Raw genomic sequence first — 16,709 nt, forward strand, 5'->3', positions numbered from 1 at the left:
CCCAGGCCTGGGCGTTATCTTGGGGTCAGCTCAAGCCAGCCCCAGTAAAGCAACGCCGTAGCGCTGATAGCTGCACCCAATATACAGACGGCTACCCAGCCGGCTTGCGCATATGTATAGGTAGCCGCGATCGCACCCAACCCGCTGCCTGCTGAGTAGAAGCACATGTAGGCTCCCACGAGGCGGCTTTGCGCATCGGGCCGAGCGGCAAAAATCAGGCCCTGGTTGGTAACATGCACGGCCTGTACGGCGAAATCCAGAAGCACGACGCCCGCGATCATCGCCAGCAGCGAATTGTGCACGAATGCGGTGGGCAGCCACGACAATGTCAGCAACGCCAGAGCGATGCCCGTGGTGCGATTGCCCAGCCCCTGGTCGGCCAGCCGTCCGGCTCGCGCCGCAGCCAGCGCCCCGGCCACACCGGCCAGACCGAAGAGCCCAATTTGGGTATGTGAAAGGGCCAGGTCAGGCTCGCTGAGCGGCAGCACCATAGAGGTCCACAGCACACTGAACGCGGCAAAAATGAGAAGCGGGAACGTCCCTCGGACGCGGAGCGTGCGCTCGCTCAGGAACAGTTGAAATGCTGAGCGCAACAATGCCAGATAGCCACTTTGCAAGGTAGGCGTGGCGGCCGCCGGAAGCGTACGCCACAGCACCAATGCCATGCCTGTCATCAAAGCAGCTGAAACAAAATAGACGCTGCGCCACCCTGCCAAATCAGCCATCGCACCGGAAACGAAGCGCGCGAGCAGAATGCCCAGCACGACGCCGCTGGTCACGGTACCCACCGTCTGCCCGCGCTGCTCCGGACTTGCCAGCGTAGCTGCGTAAGCCACTACCACCTGCACCAGCACTGCCATGAGCCCCACCAGCACCATTGCTCCGAGCAGAACGCCCCATTCCTGCGCCATGCCAACGGCACACAGAGCCACGGCAGACAGAAGCATTTGCGTGAGAATGAGTTTCTTGCGGTTCAGCAGGTCCCCCAGCGGGACGATGAAAAGCAGCCCAACCGCATAACCGACCTGAGTGACAGTAACGACAACACCGATGGTACTGGCAGGCACCGACAGACTCGTGGCCATCGACTCCAGCAATGGCTGGGCAAAATAGACGTTGGCCACGGCCATAGCGCACGTAATAGCGAAGAGGAAGGTTTGGTAATTGCTCAAGGAGGTGTTGGAACCCTCCTGGCACGTCCTGTTGTGTCCGCCAGCAGCGCCCTCGGCTGCCGCCCGCTTTACGGGCGAATCAGGTTCGTACGGCATCGCTCCATCCTCTGAATAGGTTTCGAAAGAAAACCAGTTCGTTGCTTTCTAACCAATCTGGTTGTTAAATACAACCACTGGAGATGAAGCTTTTTCGTCTCTGTTGTCAGATCACTCTTTGACCACCAACCTGCTCGTGGAGAAACATGGCCAAACAGCAACTGCTGGCGCGCAGCGAATGCCCCGTGGCACGGACGCTCGAGGCTATCGGAGATCGTTGGATGTTGATGATCATCCGAGAAGCGTTTGATGACGTTCGACGATTCAGCGAATTCCAGAAGCGGCTCGGCGTGGCCAAAAACATTCTCACAGTGAAGCTCAAGGCATTGGTCGAACTGGGGGTTTTTGAGATTCAGCCGGCATCGGATGGAAGCGCTTACAAGGAATACGTGCTCACCGAAATGGGACGAGCGGCATTCCCAATCGTAATCAGCATGCGGCAATGGGGGGAGCGATTTTTGTATTGCTCAGGGGAGAGCCATTCGGTGCTATTGGACAATTTGATGGCGGAGCCGATTGAAACGATCGCCGTTCGATCTCGAAGCGGAAGGGAGCTGGGGCCAGAGGATTGTCATCGGCGGGTAGTCAAACGGGACGACTGATAAATCCTGAATCAACGGCGAGGCATGGTAAGCCGTGGCTCGACGGGACTGGCGACGGGTTGCTTTCGGCCATTAGCGGACGCTGCCCCCAATCGTCCAAGCTGCTGAGGCTTGGGGCCGTTTGACGGCCCCAATCGTCCATCAACCTTCCAATGTCTGCTTCAGCGCCGCCAGGCCATCCTGGTAGATGGAGGTGTACAGCGCGGTCGCTTCGGCATCACTGATACCCACCGGCACGAACGAACCGGACCATTCCACACGAGAACCGCTGCCCTCGGCTACCACGCGCAGGGTCGCCTGGTAGTCACGCACCGGCGCCGGGCCCTTGAGGATGGTGTAGCGGTAGCTGCGGCCAGCTTCGTTGAAGTCCAGCAGGCGCTCTATGATGGTCTCGCCATCCACGGTCTTCAGGGTACGGACGCGGCCGCCTTCGCTCAGGGCGCTTGCAGGGATGTACGGCAGCCAGTCGGGCAGCGCGTCGAAACCGCCAATCAGTTGCCAAACGCGCTTGGCATCGGCTGGCAGGGTGATGGACGCTTGTGCAGTTGCCATGATGATTCTCCCGGGGCATGGCCCCAATTGATTCAGGGTAGACAGGGCCGCGATGCGGCCCTGCAACATCGGTTAAACGGCAGGCACCGGGGCCAGGGCGTTGATCAACCCTTGTTGGCGCAGCTCGTTCCAGAAGGCCGCCGGGATCACGGCGCTCAGTGCCGCGAGGTCCTCGTTGGCGTGTGCCGGGCGGGTGGCACCGGGGATCACCGAGACCACGGCCGGATGGGCCAGGGCAAACTGCAGGGCAGCCGCCTTCACATCCACACCATGGGCACGGGCCACGGCACGGATGCGCTCGAGCTTGGCCAGCACCGGCTGGGTGGCTTTCTGGTACTCGAAGTGCTCGCCGCCGGCGGTGACACCCGAGCTGTACGGGCCACCCACGACGATGCCTACACCCTGCTCCACCGCTTGCGGCATGACACGTTGCAGGGCGCGGTCGTGGTCCAGCAGCGAGTAGCGGCCGGCCAACAGGAAGCCGTCCGGACGGGCTTCTTCCAGGTCCAGGGTCAGCTCGATCGGCTCGACGCGGTTCACACCCAGGCCCCAGGCCTTGATCACGCCCTCTTCGCGCAGACGGGTCAGTACGCGGAAGGCACCGGTACGGGCGGTTTCGAACTGGCTCAGCCATTCGTCGCCGTAGAAGTCCTGGGCGATGTCGTGAATCCAGACGATGTCCAGGCGGTCGGTCTTCAGGCGGCGCAGGCTGTCCTCGATGGAGCGCAGCGTGGCGTCGGCGCTGTAGTCGTTGACGATGCGGTTGCGGTTGCCGTGTTCGAACAGGCCGCTCTTTTCGCCCAGCTCGCGGCTGGTAGGATCTTCCAGTTCGTCGAGGATGATGCGACCGACCTTGGTGCTGAGCACGTACTCGTCACGAGGGCGGCCGACCAGGGCATTGCCCAAGCGGGTTTCGGAGAGGCCGGCGCCATAGAAGGGCGCGCTGTCGAAGTAGCGCACGCCGTTGTTCCAGGCAGCGTCGACGGTAGCTTGTACTTCGTCTTCAGGCACGTTACGGAACATGTTGCCCAATGGTGCGGTACCGAAGCCCAGTGGGTTGGCGATGAGGGACTTGAGGTTCATTGCAGTGTTTTCCTTTGGTGGGGAGTCGTTGTGAACTCCAGTGGCTGCAATCCTATGCCTCGCCCACCAAGACCGTCCAAGTCATAATTGGCCAGACTTCAGACCTTTCAAGCAACACCCTCCAAGCCGAGGTTTATCATGAGCAAACCGAAATATCACTGACTGCCGAAGGCCGAGGAGCCCTTATAAGATGCCTCTCTGGTTATTGGCATTTCAAAACCCCAGAGGTCACTGGGCCCTGACCCGTGAACATCCACTTCGACTTCTCAACAAGTAGAGGAACGTTATGGCTGATGAAATAGACGATGATCGTCCTGTCTACCGGGCGGCCTGCCATTGCGGGGCGGTACAGTTCTCATTGCGCTTGACCGATGGCACGCGTACAGCACGTAGATGTAACTGCTCCCTCTGCCGTATGCGTGGTGCCGTGGTGGTATCAGCTAACCTGGGCGACATCACTATTACCCAAGGGGGAGAGGTGCTCACGCTTTATCAGTTCAACACACGCGAAGCGAAGCACTACTTCTGCTCTAAGTGTGGCATCTACACCTTCCACCAGCGCCGTTCTGCGCCCGACCAGTATGGCGTTAATGTGGCCTGTATTGAGGGAATGAGCCCATTTGATTTCCCAGAGGTGCCTGTCAATGAGGGCCGGACTCATCCTAAAGACCGTGTAGGCGGGGGCTCCGGGGTTGCAGGATGGGTGCGATACGAGGCAATGCCGGTGGAGATTGGCGGGGATGCATAGGCGCTATAGAAGCGAAAATGGGATGCGCAGAGTCGCTCGCCTACGTACGCAAAAAATATGAGACAAGACTTCGGCCTGGCTGGATCGATCCATTCAAGCCCTGATGCGGAAGCTACATTATGATCGCATTCGGAAGTGGCCGGTAGTGAGTGACCGATAGTCAGCTCACTCGAAGTCGTTCGCTTTTGGCCGTTTGCTGCCCTCGGCGATGGCAGCTACGGGTCTAAAGCGCCTCTTCGCGAGTGGCCGCTGACGCCCCCTAGCGGTACGCCATATTCATGCAGCCGTGATCGGTACTCGCTTTGCATTTTTTGCTCAGCTCCTACAATCAGCACCACTGATTTCTATTACTACCCGCATGAGGCTAACCTTTGTCTACAGACCCGTTATGTCTGATTTTTATACCGGCGCTTGTCACTCTGCTAAAGGCGGCGGAGGATCGGAAAGGCTCTGCGCTCAGCGAAGCTGAGGTGCTTGAGATTCGAGATAATGCCACCGCGATGGCAGTGCCCTTCAGTGCTGCCTTCGCGTTAGAAAAAGATCGGGGTTATGAGGATATCGTTCCAGAGGATTGCTGGGAAGAATGGCTGCGGGTCCGTTCATCACTCTGACCACCATCGTTCAAAGCTTAACCCGGGAGACAAGCATATTGCTGATCCAGAATTTCACAGCGTCTCGGTCGTGATAGGTCATTAAGCCGACCGGCAGCTATCGAGCCTTTGCGGCCGTTCGATGTATCTACGAAACCGGCGGCTTCAAAAAATCATTCTATACCTGAGCTGTAATTGAGTTCCCTTCACTCACGTTAGAAAACTCCTAGACCTGTATATCAGGCAAGACTCGCTCAATTAATTTTTCAAGAATTAAGTCAACATCTGTGTCCGCAGCATTAGTTAGGACAACAAACGTCAGCCCATGGCTTTCGTATCGCCTTAGTCCCGTAACGAAACCCTGCCACGCCCCATCATGCCCTATCACCTCACAACCGCTATGTACATCATATATTTCCCAACCCAACCCATATGGATAAATTGCACCGCCCTGAGCCTTGGTTGGCTGTAGCGCAACGGTCCATGTTTCGGGCTTAAGTATTTTTCTTTCAGAGACCACCTTATCCCATGCTTGGTAATCATTAAGCGATAAGTACAAAGCCCCATCCCCAGTGGAATTCAGATACGGAGAAACCCAGTTTTGGTTTTTTAGCTCATCACCCACCCACTCATAGCCTGCAGCCCTATTAAATATGATATCTCGGTCGCTTATAACTCGCGCCGCACTCATGCCTGCCGGTTCAAAAATTCTGTTCTTTAAAAACTTTCCAAAATGCTCGCCGGTCTTAAGTTTTATAAGTACTCCCAATATTTCGTAGCCACCATTGCTGTATTCCCAGCCAGTGCCTGCTTCAAATTTCATTGGCCACGTATAAATTTTCTGCAGTAGCTCGATATCAGTATATTCATGCTGAAGATCAAGCTCACCATCTTCAAGGCCTGATGTGTGATTCAGAAAATTCCTTAATGCGATATTGCCCCATGTGGCAGGCGCATCTGGAAAATATGTAGTTATCTCGGCATCAAGATCAAGCACTCCATCTTCAACTAAAAGCAGAATGCATGCGGCTGTGAATATCTTCCCAATTGAACCCGACTGGAACAAAGTCTGAGAGCTAACATTTACGCCGAGCTCAATATTTGAGCTGCCATACCCTTTCTTTAACAATGGTTCGCCATTATGGAAAATCCCTAGAGCTAGGCCGGGCACTCTTTGAAGCTCCATTTGGGAGCTTATTATTTCATCTATATCAAATCTTATTTTTTCATCGAGCACGATCAGCTTCTCAATTAGCATATTCCGAAAATATTACCTTGGGAGCCCAGGGCTTAAGCTACCCAACTATAAGCTCTCTACCGTCCACAAGTGCACGTACCCCTGCTGCACAAGGCTGCCGAGCGGACCTCTCCAGTGAATGTAAGTGGGTGAAAATCCGTGTCCCACCTGAGCCGCTGTCCTGAAACCCTCTTCGCTCATCGTTATTCTTCTCTTCGAGAAATTCCTACCGTTCTATGGCGCCTTCCCTGTTGAGGCACAACGGATGGCCTCACGGGACGCGCCCTTGTAATTAGAACAAGGTCTTCGGTCGAGCCCTGTTTCACGCACGCACTCACGCCGGGCGCAACCGCATATTTTTAAACATAACGATCAACATCAGAGGTCTTTCCCTTCGGCGAAAATACTCCGTATGCGCCCGCACCTGCGCCGCCCTTCCGCCGAAGTCAAGGTATCCATCTAAGTAGTTGCAAACCATTTGGTCTGACATGCAGGTTCTCAGTTCTCTCAGTGTCATTCTCGGATTGAGTAGAGCTCTAGATGTAAATAATCTTACCTTCCCCAGCAAGTGAGTCATATATAACTAGTGCTTCACCGGACTCGTCAGCTTGAACAAGTAGATTACCTTCAGCACTCCAGATCCCAGAACGCCCAGCACCGATAAAGTTGTCCGCTGGCCCCACACAATTGGCCATTACGACGGCCATCCCGTATTGCAGAGCAATTTGCGGGTAATGGTTGTATGCCGCAGCCACTCCCTTTGGTGTTTTGGCAACGCTAGCAAAGTAAATTGTTGGCTCCGCTTTTGACGCCTGTTGCGCGTGAATATCCTGTAAAGACTCGTAGCAAATAGCAGGAACCAATACTTCATTGGCGATTGAGAACACGCGCTGATCGCTACCAGCGGCAAAATAGGCTAGCTCATCGGGGTGAAGGAAGCGCTTGGAGTAGTTGACTCGTTCCAACCCGGGTTGGAATACTAACATGGCAATCTCGATGCCCTGCGCTACACGCAGTGGAGCACCTACGGCAATAAAAACCCCAGAGCGGTCACTCAGTTTCTGAAACGCCTCAAGTCTGGGATCGTCGATCTGGATTGCCAAGTCCTCAGCAAGCAAGGGTTCGTAAGCAGTCAGCGATAGTTCAGGAAAAATTACACCATCCGCTCTATACCTCACTGCCTTTTCAATTACAGTGACATGCTTTGAAATGTTCTGTTCAATTTTTCCTTTGTAGGAAGATATTTGTGCGACAACAAGTTTCATGACTTTCCCATTGATTATGTTTTGGCAGAATTATTCACATATCAAACAGAACTTGAAAACCGGTTGTTGTACTTCTCGCAGCCTGGAAGCGTCTTGGCGCCTCATGGCTGCGATGACTGCGATGACTACTGAGCCCATCCGTATGAGTGAAACAGTATTTTGCTTGGTGCTCCCGTCAAGGCTACCCACAGCCCCTAGGCGGCTTCGCGAGAATATGGCAGCAAACACGGGGAGGGCAGCAAACTAAATTGTGAAATTTTGCAATGGTTCGCAGCACGGCGGATCCAGCGCTACAAAAATGGCAATTCATCATTTCCTAGGGGCGAGCTCCTGCCTGACAGAGCAGCACGAGCACGCATCAGCTACTTAGAATGCTGGCAGCTAATGATCGACCCTCTGTGCATTGACCACGATTTCGACGCTTGGGCGTGATGTCGCACCGCCAGCGAAGTGCTAGGCTGGCGCTACGCCAGCATCACAACTTACTGAACGTCCGCAATGGGTCGAAAGCAGCCCACCCTATGGAGCTACGGTCCTACCAAGCGCACCAATTCCGAGTCGGACCTGAACAGTAAAAATCAGACTTCCCCCCTTCCCTGTAGTCCATTTCCCAAACATACTCCTGTCGCTTTTTTCCGTTGCGGTCGCTCTGGCGGCGCTCTAGTCTCGGCATGTCGCTGAGATCAGCGATCGGCTTTGACAGGCCGTAACGGTAAATTGCATGCAGCAGCCTTTATGGCGACTGTACGTGTGGGCACGCTTGCGTGCGCCAGAACTTTGCAATTTCCGCCGGTCTGTCAACCCACGTACAGTTACCACCCTCTGTTTGACAGCAGGCAGGTGGCCGCATCTTGAAAGGAAATCTGCAATGTCGAAGATCGTTCCCGATCCACCCCAGAACCACCACCCTCGAAGACACGATCATCCAGGCCTCGGAGTATGCCCTGTGCGCGCAGCCCGTGGCGCATCAGGCGATTCAGCTGCTGCCCAAGTCACCCGTCTCGATGCTGATGATGGCCTCGATGCATGAGCTTGAAGCGCTGCGTGTGTTGCTTGAGTCGGCGTTGAACCAGATGCAGGTACCGGCAGGGCCGCGGACGCTGCATTGATAGATCGAGTTGTTCGTTGTCTGGGCTGGCCCTATCGCCGGCAAGCCGGCTCCCACCGGTCCTGCGCTATGTTCAGAGACACCGCCACACCTGTAGGAGCTGGCTTGCCAGCGATGGGGCGCATTGAGCCTGGCATTCCCTGCCACTATGCACGCGAGCAGGCTTCGGAGTTGATGGGGTATGTGCGGGATATGACCCTCACCGGGGTGATGGAAGACAAACCTCAGCTGGTTTGGGCGTCGTAGTACTTGGCGGCTCTGGCCAAGGCGCTGATGGATGATGCGAAGCTGGGAATGATGCGCCGGGTCTAGTGCACCGCTGATAATCGGTTTGTGAAGCAGCCCCAGTCAAGCCGTCGGCGCAACCAGGCGATAACCCACACCCGCCTCGGTGATGATGAACCGCGGCGCCGTCGGATCATCCCCCAGCTTCTGCCGCACATGCGCCACGACGATGCGCAGGTAGTGGGTGTCGTCCACATGGGTCGGCCCCCAGATGTCCTTGAGCAATTGCTGCTGGGTGATCACCCGCCCGGGATGGCCGGCCAGCTGGGCCAGGAAGGCGTACTCCTTGCGCGTCAGCGCCACCTCGGCGCCGTCAAGCGTCACCTTGCGAAACGCGAAATCCACCACCAGTGGCCCGAAGCTCGCCGACGACAGCGCGCTGCCCGTCTGGGGGGCCTGGCGCAGCAGTGCGCGCACACGCGCGAGGAACTCCTGGATGCCGAAGGGCTTGGTCACGTAGTCGTTGGCACCGCCGTCCAGGGCGTCGACCTTCTGCACTTCGCTGGCACGCACCGACAGCACCAGCACGGGCACGGTGCTCCATTCGCGCAGCTCACGCAATACCTGTTGGCCGTCCATGTCCGGCAGGCCGAGGTCGAGCACCACCAGGTCCGGCTTGGCCAACGCCGCCTGGGCCAGGCCTTCGCTGCCGGTGGCGGCTTCGAGCACCTTGTAGCCCTGGGAGGCCAGGCTGATACGCAGGAACTTGCGGATCTGTGGTTCATCGTCGATGACCAGCAGGGTGGCGGATTGACTCATGAGGCTTCGCTTTCAGGTTCGGGTTGAGGGGGCAGCGGCAAGCATAGAGTGATGCAGGTGCCCTGGCCATCGATGCCATCGCCGACCAGGATCTTGCCGCCGTGGGCACCGATCATGCCCTGGCAGATCGCCAGGCCCAGGCCGGTGCCCTGCCCGCCACGGTCGCCGCGGGCGGCGGTGTAGAACATGTCGAAGATCATCTCGCGCTCGGCCACCGGGATGCCTGGGCCCTGGTCGCTGACGGCAAAGCACAGTTGCTCGTCCTGGAGGGCGACGCGCAGTTCCAGGCGGCCGTTGGCAGGCGAGAAGCGCGCGGCATTTTCCAGCACGTTGATCAGGGCCTGTTCGATCAACGCTGCGTGAACGAACAGCAACGGCAGTTCGGCGGGGACGTCGGTATGCACGCGCAGGGGCGCCAGGACTACGCGCAGGCGGTTGAGGGCGCTGCCGACGATGTCGGCCGGGGCTACCCAGTCACGGGCGAGCTTGAGGGTGCCGTGGCCCAGGCGGGTCATGTCCAGCAGGTTCTGGATATAGCGATCCAGGCGTTCGGCTTCGTTGCGGGTGCCCTCCAGCAGCTCGCGGCGGTCATCCGGGGGGATGGCGTCGCCCAACGCCAGCAGGCTGTCGATGCTGCCGCGCATGGCGGTCAGGGGGGTGCGCAGGTCGTGGGACACCGAGGCGAGCAAGGCGCTGCGCAATTGCTCGGTCTCGCCATGCAGGCGCGCGGCCTCCAGCTGCTCGCCGAGCCGGGCGCGGGCCAGGGCCTGGGCCAGGGGTTGCCCCAAGGCCATGAGCAAGCGACGGCGCTGGGTGCTCAGGGAAGCATCCGCGCGTGGGCGCACACCGAGCAGGGCCAGGGGCTGGTCCTCCACCGACAACGGCCACCACCACCAACGCCCGTCGGGCAAGGTGTCGCTGCCATGCCCGGCAGCCTGGCCGTGTTGCCAGGCCCATTCGGCAGCGGCGCGCTCGTTGTCGGTCAGTTGCGGTTCGTGGCCACTGGCGGCACGCAGCTGGCGGTCGCTGTCGCGCTCCAGCAGGCACACCTGCATGTCCTGCCAACCGTCCAGATGCTGGCCAGCTGCGCTGAACACGGCCTGGCGGTCGGTGGCCACGGTCAGCCGGCGCGACAGGTCGAGCAATTGCGTGGTTTCGGCCTGGGTTTCCTTCAAGGCCTGTAGCTGCCGGCGCTGACGGGTGGCCAGGTTGCCGGTGAGGGCGGCCATGAGCAGGAAGAACACCAGGGTCAGTACGTCTTCTTCACGCTGGATGCTGAAGGAAAAGGTGGGCGGAATGAACAGGAAGTCGTAGCTCAGGAACGACAAGGCCGCACAGGCCAGGGCCGGCCCCAGGCTGCTACGCACCGCCACCAGCAGCACCGCGACGAGAAACACCAGAGACATGTTGGGCAGCGGCAACAGGCTCGACACGGCCCACGACACGCCAGCCGCCAGCACGGTCGCCAGCAACGCCAGGAGATAATGGCGCCACACCCACACTCGCTTGGCCGCCGCACCTGCTTTTTCGGGCTGGCCGTCACGATCGAGCACATTGATTTCCAGACCGTGGCTTTCGCGCAGCAGGCGCATCGCCACACCGCCTCCGAACAGACGCCGACGCAGGCGATCACGGGACTGGCCGACCAGCACCAGGCTGGCACGGCGCTCGATGGCGTGCTGGATCAATGTGCGGGTCACTTCACCGGCACGCAGCACCACCACTTCACCGCCCAGGCGTTCGGCGAGCTGTTGCGCGGCCTGCAAGCGTTGCCGAGCGACCTCGTCGCGCAGCCGGCCGCTGTCGACATGCACCAGGCTCCACGGCAAGTGTCGGCGCTGGGCAACCCGGCTGGCATGACGTACCAGGCGCTCGGCCTGCTCGTCGCCATCGACGCCCACCAGCAAGCGCCCGCGCAAGGCCGGAGCCTCCTGGCCGCGCTGGCGGTAGCCACTGGCAAGGTCCGCATCGACCTGGGCAGCGGCAGTCTGCATGGCCAGCTCGCGTAAGGCGGTGAGGTTGGTTTGGGAGAAGAAGGCATCGATCGCTGCCCTCGCCTGCTCCGGCACGTAGACCTTGCCCTCGCGCAGGCGCTCCAGCAGCTCGCGGGGCGGCAGGTCGATGAGCACCAGTTCGAAGGCTTCCTGCAGCACCCAGTCCGGCACGGTTTCGCGCACCTGCACGCCGGTGATGTCGCGGACCTTGTCGTTGAGGCTTTCCAGGTGCTGGACGTTGACCGTGGTGTAGATGTCGATACCGGCGGCCAGCAATTCCTGGACGTCCTGCCAGCGCTTGGCGTGGCGGCTGCCAGGGGCGTTGGTGTGGGCCAGCTCGTCGACCAGCACCAGGGATGCAGTGGCCTTGAGCAGGCCATCGAGGTCCATTTCCTCGAGGGTGACGCCGCGGTATTCGCTGCGCAGTAAAGGCTGTTGCGGCAGGCCGCCGAGCAGTGCTTCGGTCTCGGCGCGGCCGTGGGTTTCCACCACCCCGGCCAGCACCCGCATACCCTGGCGTTGCTGGGCGTGGGCAGCCTGGAGCATGGCGAACGTCTTGCCTACACCCGGGGCGGCGCCGAGAAATACCTTGAGCCTGCCGCGACCTTCGCGCGGCAGGCTCGCCAAGAGCGCATCGGCGCGGGTGGCGTTACTCATGTTTCATCCTTCATGTACGCGGCTGCTCCTACAGCACCCGTCAATGCTCAGGCACGGGTGCCAAACGCTCCAGGGCCTGGTTCAGCGCCAGCACATTGACCACAGGCGGGCCGATCAATGGGTGGAGGGTGGCCTCTTCGAGCAAGGCTTGCAAGCGCTCCACCGGCACCTGCCGCGCGGCCGCCACGCGCGGGAGCTGGTAGGCCACGGCCTGCGCAGGCAAATGCGGGTCCAGACCGCTGCCCGAAGTGGTCAGCAAAGCCAGCGGCACAGGGCCCTGCCCTGCGTGATAGAGCGCCGCCGCATCGGCCTTGACCCGCTCGGCCAACGCCGGATTGCTCGGTGAGAGATTGCTCGCGCTGCTCGCCACCGTGGCGTAGCCGCCCGCCGAAGGCCGTGAATGGAACCAGGCATCGCCCTCGAACGCCTGGGCGATCAGCGTCGAGCCGCGCACGCGGCCCTGCTCGTCGTGGACCAGGCTGCCATTGGCCTGTTCGGGGAAAGCCACCTGGGCGATGCCGGTCACTGCCAGGGGATAGAGGGCGCCGGTGATCAGCGTCATCAACAGGGCCAGGCTCAGGGCCGGGCGCAGGTAGGTCGTCATGTTCGTCTCCTTCAAACCAGGTGCAGGGCATTGAGCAGCAGGTCGATCAGCTTGATCCCGGCGAATGGCACGATGATGCCGCCCACGCCGTAGATCAGCAGGTTGCGCCGCAGCAGCTGGGCCGCGCTCGCGGCCTGCACCCGCACACCGCGCAGGGCCAAGGGAATCAGCACGATGATGATCAGGGCGTTGAACACGATGGCCGAGAGGATCGCGCTCTGCGGGCTCTGCAGTTGCATCAGGTTGAGTACGCCCAGCTGCGGATAGATCGAGGCGAACAGCGCCGGCAGGATGGCGAAGTACTTGGCCACGTCATTGGCGATGGAGAAGGTGGTCAGCGCACCACGGGTGACCAGCAGCTCCTTGCCCACCTGTACCACGTCCAGCAGCTTGGTCGGGTCGCTGTCCAAGTCGACCATATTGGCCGCCTCGCGTGCGGCCTGGGTGCCATCGTTCATGGCCATGCCGACATCGGCCTGGGCCAGGGCCGGGGCATCGTTGGCACCATCACCGCACATGGCCACCAGGCGACCGTCGCTTTGTTCCTGGCGGATGCGCGCCAGCTTCTTCTCCGGTGTGGCTTCGGCGAGCACATCGTCCACCCCGGCCTCGGCGGCGATAGCAGCGGCAGTGAGCGGGTTGTCGCCGGTGACCATCACCGTGCGGATACCCAGCTTGCGCAGTTCGGCGAAGCGCTCACGGATGCCGGGTTTGACCACGTCCTTGAGGTGGATCACCCCCAGCAGGCGCGTGTCCAGGCATACCAGCAGCGGCGTGCCGCCCCCCTGGGCGATACGCTCCACCTCGCGGGCCAGGGGTGCCGGCATGTCCAGACGTTGCATGCCGACGAAGGCCAGCACCGCATCCACCGCGCCCTTGCGGTAGCGGCGCTGTTGAAAGTCGATGCCGGACAAGCGGGTTTCGGCACTGAAGGCAATCGGCTCGACTTCGCCTGCAGCAGGTTCGTCGAAGTCGTACTGCTGGCGCAGGTACTCGACGATCGACTTGCCCTCGGCGGTGTCATCGGCGAGCGATGCAAGCAATGCCCCCTCCCCCAGCTCGCGCGCAGTGATGCCCGGTGCTGCATGCAGGGCGCTGCAGCGGCGGTTGCCGAAGGTGATGGTGCCGGTCTTGTCGAGCATTAGCGTGTGCACATCGCCGGCGGCCTCCACGGCGCGGCCCGAACGGGCGATGACGTTCAGCCGCACCAGGCGATCCATGCCGGCGATACCGATGGCCGAGAGCAGGCCGCCGATGGTGGTCGGGATCAGCGTCACCAGCAGCGCGGCGAGGAAGATCAGCGGCAGGCTGCCTCCGGCGAAATGGGCGAACGGCTGCAGGGTGACCACCACGATCAGGAAGATCAGGGTTAAGCCGATCAGCAGGATGTCCAGGGCGATCTCGTTGGGTGTCTTCTGGCGCTTGGCGCCTTCGACCAGGGCGATCATGCGGTCCAGGGTCGACTCGCCGGGGTTGCTGGTGATGCGGATCAGCAGCCAGTCGGAGACCAGGCGGGTGTTGCCGGTGACGGCCGAGCGGTCACCGCCGGACTCGCGGATCACCGGCGCCGACTCACCCGTGATGGCCGCCTCGTTGACCGCGGCGATGCCGTCGAGCACCTCGCCATCGCCCGGAATCAACTCGCCGGCGACGACCTTGACCACATCGCCCTTGCGCAACTGGGTGGCGGCGATAGTTTCGAACGAGCCGTCGCTTCTACGCCGTTTCGCGGCCAGGCCCTGGCTACCGGCCTTGAGGCTGTCGGCGCGGGCCTTGCCACGGCCTTCGGCGAGGGCTTCGGCAAAGTTGGCGAACAACACGGTGAACCACAGCCACAGGGCGATCTGCGCTGCGACGCCTACGCTCACGCCACTGCCGGGGGCCACACACAGCACAGTGGTCAGCACGGCGGTAAGCGCCACCACCAGCATCACCGGCGAGCGCTTGAGCTGGCGTGGGTCGAGCTTGACGAAGGCTTGCACCAGGGCCGGGCGCCAGAGGGCGGCAAAACGGGTCTGGTCGGCAGCAGCGTGATGGGTGTTCACATCGGAAATGGGCATGTTCATGGAGGATTCCTCAGAAACCCAGACTCAGGTATTCGGCGATCGGCCCTAGGGCCAGGGTCGGCAGGAAGGTCAGGCCACCGACCAGCAGGATGGTCACCAGCAGCAGGACGGTGAACAGCGGGCCGTGGGTGGGGAAGCTGTTCAAGCCTTGGGGGGCGCGCTGCTTCGCCGCCAGGCTGCCCGCCAGCGCCAGCACCGGCAGGATGTAGCCGAAGCGGCCGAGGAGCATGGCCAGGCCGATCATCAGGTTGTGGTACGGGGTGTTGGCGCCGAAGCCGGCGAACGCCGAGCCGTTGTTGGCCGTGCCCGAGGTGTAGGCATAGAGCAACTGGCTGAAGCCGTGGGGGCCCGGGTTGGTCACCGCACCAGCAGGGCCTGGCAGGCTGGCGGCGAGGGCACCGAGCACCAGCACACCGACCGGCATCACCAACAAGGTCGCCACCAGCAGTTGCACCTCCCGCGCCTGGAGTTTCTTGCCCAGGTATTCCGGCGTGCGCCCGATCATCAGGCCCGCCAGGAACACGGCGACCAGCACGAACAACAGCATGCCGTACAGGCCAGCCCCCACGCCGCCGAAGATCACCTCGCCCACCATCATGTTGACCATGGCTACCATGCCGGTCAGGGGGTTGAGGCTGTCATGCATGGCATTGACCGAACCGTTGGAGGCAGCCGTGGTGGTGACCGTCCACAGCACCGAGGCGGTCGTGCCGAAGCGGCTCTCCTTGCCTTCCAGCGGTGCGGCTTGTTGCACCTGGGCGCTTTGCAGGGCCGGGTTGGGCTGTTGCTCGGACCACAGCGCCGCAGCACCGCCGATCAGGAACAAACCGAGCATGCAGGCGAGGATGGCGCGGCTCTGGCGCAGGTCCTTGACGTAGTGGCCGAACGTGGACACCAGCGCTGCCGGAATGAGGATGATCGATGCCACCTCGAACAGGTTGCTCCACGCCGTGGGGTTCTCGAAGGGGTGGGCGGAGTTGACGCCGAAGAAGCCACCGCCGTTGGTGCCCAGTTGCTTGATGGCGACCTGGCTGGCGGCCGGGCCCAGGGGGATGGTCTGGTCGGCGCCTTGCAGGGTCAGGGCATGGGTGTAGCCGGCGAAGGTCTGCGGCACGCCCTGCCATACCAGCAGCAGGGCCAGCACCAGGCACAGCGGCAGCAGCACGTAGAGGGTGGCGCGCGTCAGGTCCACCCAGAAGTTGCCCACCGTGGTGGCCGAACGCCGGGCGATGCCCCGGCACAAGGCGACCAGCAAGGCCAGGCCGGTGGCGGCACTGACGAAGTTCTGCACGGTCAGGCCGATCATCTGGCTCAGGTAGCTGACCGAGGCCTCGCCGCTATAGGCCTGCCAATTGGTGTTGGTCATGAAGCTCACGGCAGTGTTGAACGCCAGCGACCACTCCTGGCCCGCCAGGTGTTGCGGGTTGAGCGGCAGGCTGCCCTGCAGCAGCAGTACCGCGAATAGGATCACGAAGCCCACCAGGTTGAACGCCAGCAGCGCCAAGGTGTACTGCTTCCAGGTCTGTTCCTGCTCGGCACGTACGCCAGCCAGGCGGTAGCACCCCCGCTCCACCGGCCCGAGCACCGGTGACAGCCAGGTCCGCCGACCTTCCATGACCCTGAAGCAGAACCGCCCAAGCCAAGGCGCCGGCAGCAGCACGATGGCGAAGAATGCCGCCAGCAAGACATAGTCGTAACTGTGCATGGCCGCTCCCTAGCCGCGATCGGCGCGCAGCAGCGCCACCAGCAGGTAAACCGCCAACGCCACTGCCAAGAGCAGCGACACCCCATCGAGTATGTTCATGTGCAAATCTCCCGTTCCACGGCTTGGGCCGCTTTAGGGAAATTGTCCGAGTCAGGGGCGTAAAGGGGCGAGATCGGGGGGTGGGTC

The 16,709-nt window shown here is 61.0% G+C and carries 15 protein-coding genes and 1 pseudogene; 5 read left to right on the forward strand and 11 right to left on the reverse strand.

Annotation, left to right across the window (positions count from 1 at the left end; genetic code table 11):
* Nucleotides 1-14 precede the first annotated feature (14 nt).
* Nucleotides 15-1,268, reverse strand: coding sequence for an MFS transporter (locus tag ACNFCI_RS06230; RefSeq protein ID WP_416767657.1), 1,254 nt, complete (start codon nucleotides 1,266-1,268; stop codon nucleotides 15-17).
* Between the two features lie 146 nt (nucleotides 1,269-1,414).
* Between ACNFCI_RS06230 and ACNFCI_RS06235 the strand changes: the two genes are divergently transcribed.
* Complete coding sequence (locus ACNFCI_RS06235) at nucleotides 1,415-1,870, forward strand: winged helix-turn-helix transcriptional regulator (RefSeq protein WP_324818279.1); 456 nt, start codon at nucleotides 1,415-1,417, stop codon at nucleotides 1,868-1,870.
* Nucleotides 1,871-2,011: 141 nt separating this feature from the next.
* Here the strand turns inward: ACNFCI_RS06235 and ACNFCI_RS06240 are convergent, their stop codons facing one another.
* Nucleotides 2,012-2,422, reverse strand: coding sequence for an SRPBCC family protein (locus ACNFCI_RS06240; protein ID WP_368830121.1), 411 nt, complete (start codon nucleotides 2,420-2,422; stop codon nucleotides 2,012-2,014).
* Between the two features lie 72 nt (nucleotides 2,423-2,494).
* On the reverse strand, nucleotides 2,495-3,505 hold the full coding sequence (locus ACNFCI_RS06245) for an aldo/keto reductase (protein WP_324818284.1): 1,011 nt from the start codon (nucleotides 3,503-3,505) through the stop codon (nucleotides 2,495-2,497).
* A 286-nt stretch (nucleotides 3,506-3,791) separates the two neighbouring features.
* Here ACNFCI_RS06245 and ACNFCI_RS06250 point away from each other — a divergent pair, with 286 nt between their 5' ends.
* Entirely contained in the window at nucleotides 3,792-4,253 is a 462-nt protein-coding gene (locus tag ACNFCI_RS06250; RefSeq protein WP_368830120.1) for a GFA family protein, read from the forward strand.
* A 371-nt stretch (nucleotides 4,254-4,624) separates the two neighbouring features.
* Complete coding sequence (locus ACNFCI_RS06255) at nucleotides 4,625-4,864, forward strand: hypothetical protein (RefSeq protein ID WP_043209625.1); 240 nt, start codon at nucleotides 4,625-4,627, stop codon at nucleotides 4,862-4,864.
* 205 nt (nucleotides 4,865-5,069) lie between these two features.
* On the opposite strand, the gene ACNFCI_RS06260 is transcribed toward ACNFCI_RS06255, so the two are convergent.
* Nucleotides 5,070-6,080: a serine hydrolase domain-containing protein gene (locus ACNFCI_RS06260; protein ID WP_416767661.1), complete on the reverse strand. Its 1,011-nt coding sequence runs from the start codon at nucleotides 6,078-6,080 to the stop codon at nucleotides 5,070-5,072.
* Nucleotides 6,081-6,616: 536 nt separating this feature from the next.
* Entirely contained in the window at nucleotides 6,617-7,345 is a 729-nt protein-coding gene (locus ACNFCI_RS06265) for a carbon-nitrogen hydrolase family protein (RefSeq protein ID WP_324818297.1), read from the reverse strand.
* Between the two features lie 868 nt (nucleotides 7,346-8,213).
* Here ACNFCI_RS06265 and ACNFCI_RS06270 point away from each other — a divergent pair.
* A pseudogene (locus ACNFCI_RS06270) lies at nucleotides 8,214-8,454 on the forward strand (hypothetical protein).
* Between the two features lie 68 nt (nucleotides 8,455-8,522).
* On the forward strand, nucleotides 8,523-8,699 hold the full coding sequence (locus ACNFCI_RS06275; protein ID WP_416767663.1) for a DUF3077 domain-containing protein: 177 nt from the start codon (nucleotides 8,523-8,525) through the stop codon (nucleotides 8,697-8,699).
* A gap of 102 nt (nucleotides 8,700-8,801) precedes the next feature.
* Here the strand turns inward: ACNFCI_RS06275 and ACNFCI_RS06280 are convergent, their stop codons facing one another.
* The 6 genes from ACNFCI_RS06280 to kdpF are packed head-to-tail and all read right to left on the reverse strand — an operon-like array spanning nucleotide 8,802 to nucleotide 16,622.
* Nucleotides 8,802-9,497 (reverse strand): response regulator, encoded by a 696-nt coding sequence (locus ACNFCI_RS06280; protein WP_084854691.1) that lies wholly within the window; start codon nucleotides 9,495-9,497, stop codon nucleotides 8,802-8,804.
* Nucleotides 9,494-12,148 (reverse strand): DUF4118 domain-containing protein, encoded by a 2,655-nt coding sequence (locus tag ACNFCI_RS06285; RefSeq protein WP_368829631.1) that lies wholly within the window; start codon nucleotides 12,146-12,148, stop codon nucleotides 9,494-9,496. Before ACNFCI_RS06285 ends, ACNFCI_RS06280 begins: the two co-directional genes overlap by 4 nt.
* A 40-nt stretch (nucleotides 12,149-12,188) precedes the next feature.
* On the reverse strand, nucleotides 12,189-12,752 hold the full coding sequence (kdpC, locus tag ACNFCI_RS06290; protein ID WP_368829632.1) for a potassium-transporting ATPase subunit KdpC: 564 nt from the start codon (nucleotides 12,750-12,752) through the stop codon (nucleotides 12,189-12,191).
* A gap of 11 nt (nucleotides 12,753-12,763) precedes the next feature.
* Nucleotides 12,764-14,818 (reverse strand): potassium-transporting ATPase subunit KdpB, encoded by a 2,055-nt coding sequence (gene kdpB / locus ACNFCI_RS06295; protein WP_324812267.1) that lies wholly within the window; start codon nucleotides 14,816-14,818, stop codon nucleotides 12,764-12,766.
* Between the two features lie 10 nt (nucleotides 14,819-14,828).
* Complete coding sequence (kdpA, locus tag ACNFCI_RS06300) at nucleotides 14,829-16,523, reverse strand: potassium-transporting ATPase subunit KdpA (RefSeq protein ID WP_368829633.1); 1,695 nt, start codon at nucleotides 16,521-16,523, stop codon at nucleotides 14,829-14,831.
* 9 nt (nucleotides 16,524-16,532) lie between these two features.
* Nucleotides 16,533-16,622 (reverse strand): K(+)-transporting ATPase subunit F, encoded by a 90-nt coding sequence (gene kdpF, locus ACNFCI_RS06305; RefSeq protein ID WP_084854686.1) that lies wholly within the window; start codon nucleotides 16,620-16,622, stop codon nucleotides 16,533-16,535.
* Nucleotides 16,623-16,709: the final 87 nt, after the last annotated feature.

It is taken from the genome of Pseudomonas sp. NY15356, from assembly GCF_048068175.1.
Classification (GTDB): domain Bacteria; phylum Pseudomonadota; class Gammaproteobacteria; order Pseudomonadales; family Pseudomonadaceae; genus Aquipseudomonas; species Aquipseudomonas putida_K.

Bases quoted from the DNA above. Each gene is read 5' to 3' on its own strand.
- ACNFCI_RS06230 (WP_416767657.1), bottom strand. From the start codon at position 1,268: ATGCCGTACGAACCTGATTCGCCCGTAAAGCGGGCGGCAGCCGAGGGC.
- ACNFCI_RS06280 (WP_084854691.1), bottom strand. From the start codon at position 9,497: ATGAGTCAATCCGCCACCCTGCTGGTCATCGACGATGAACCACAGATC.
- ACNFCI_RS06240 (WP_368830121.1), bottom strand. From the start codon at position 2,422: ATGGCAACTGCACAAGCGTCCATCACCCTGCCAGCCGATGCCAAGCGC.
- kdpF (WP_084854686.1), bottom strand. From the start codon at position 16,622: ATGAACATACTCGATGGGGTGTCGCTGCTCTTGGCAGTGGCGTTGGCG.
- ACNFCI_RS06235 (WP_324818279.1), top strand. From the start codon at position 1,415: ATGGCCAAACAGCAACTGCTGGCGCGCAGCGAATGCCCCGTGGCACGG.
- kdpC (WP_368829632.1), bottom strand. From the start codon at position 12,752: ATGACGACCTACCTGCGCCCGGCCCTGAGCCTGGCCCTGTTGATGACG.
- ACNFCI_RS06250 (WP_368830120.1), top strand. From the start codon at position 3,792: ATGGCTGATGAAATAGACGATGATCGTCCTGTCTACCGGGCGGCCTGC.
- ACNFCI_RS06275 (WP_416767663.1), top strand. From the start codon at position 8,523: ATGTTCAGAGACACCGCCACACCTGTAGGAGCTGGCTTGCCAGCGATG.
- ACNFCI_RS06265 (WP_324818297.1), bottom strand. From the start codon at position 7,345: ATGAAACTTGTTGTCGCACAAATATCTTCCTACAAAGGAAAAATTGAA.
- kdpB (WP_324812267.1), bottom strand. From the start codon at position 14,818: ATGAACATGCCCATTTCCGATGTGAACACCCATCACGCTGCTGCCGAC.
- ACNFCI_RS06245 (WP_324818284.1), bottom strand. From the start codon at position 3,505: ATGAACCTCAAGTCCCTCATCGCCAACCCACTGGGCTTCGGTACCGCA.
- kdpA (WP_368829633.1), bottom strand. From the start codon at position 16,523: ATGCACAGTTACGACTATGTCTTGCTGGCGGCATTCTTCGCCATCGTG.
- ACNFCI_RS06285 (WP_368829631.1), bottom strand. From the start codon at position 12,148: ATGAGTAACGCCACCCGCGCCGATGCGCTCTTGGCGAGCCTGCCGCGC.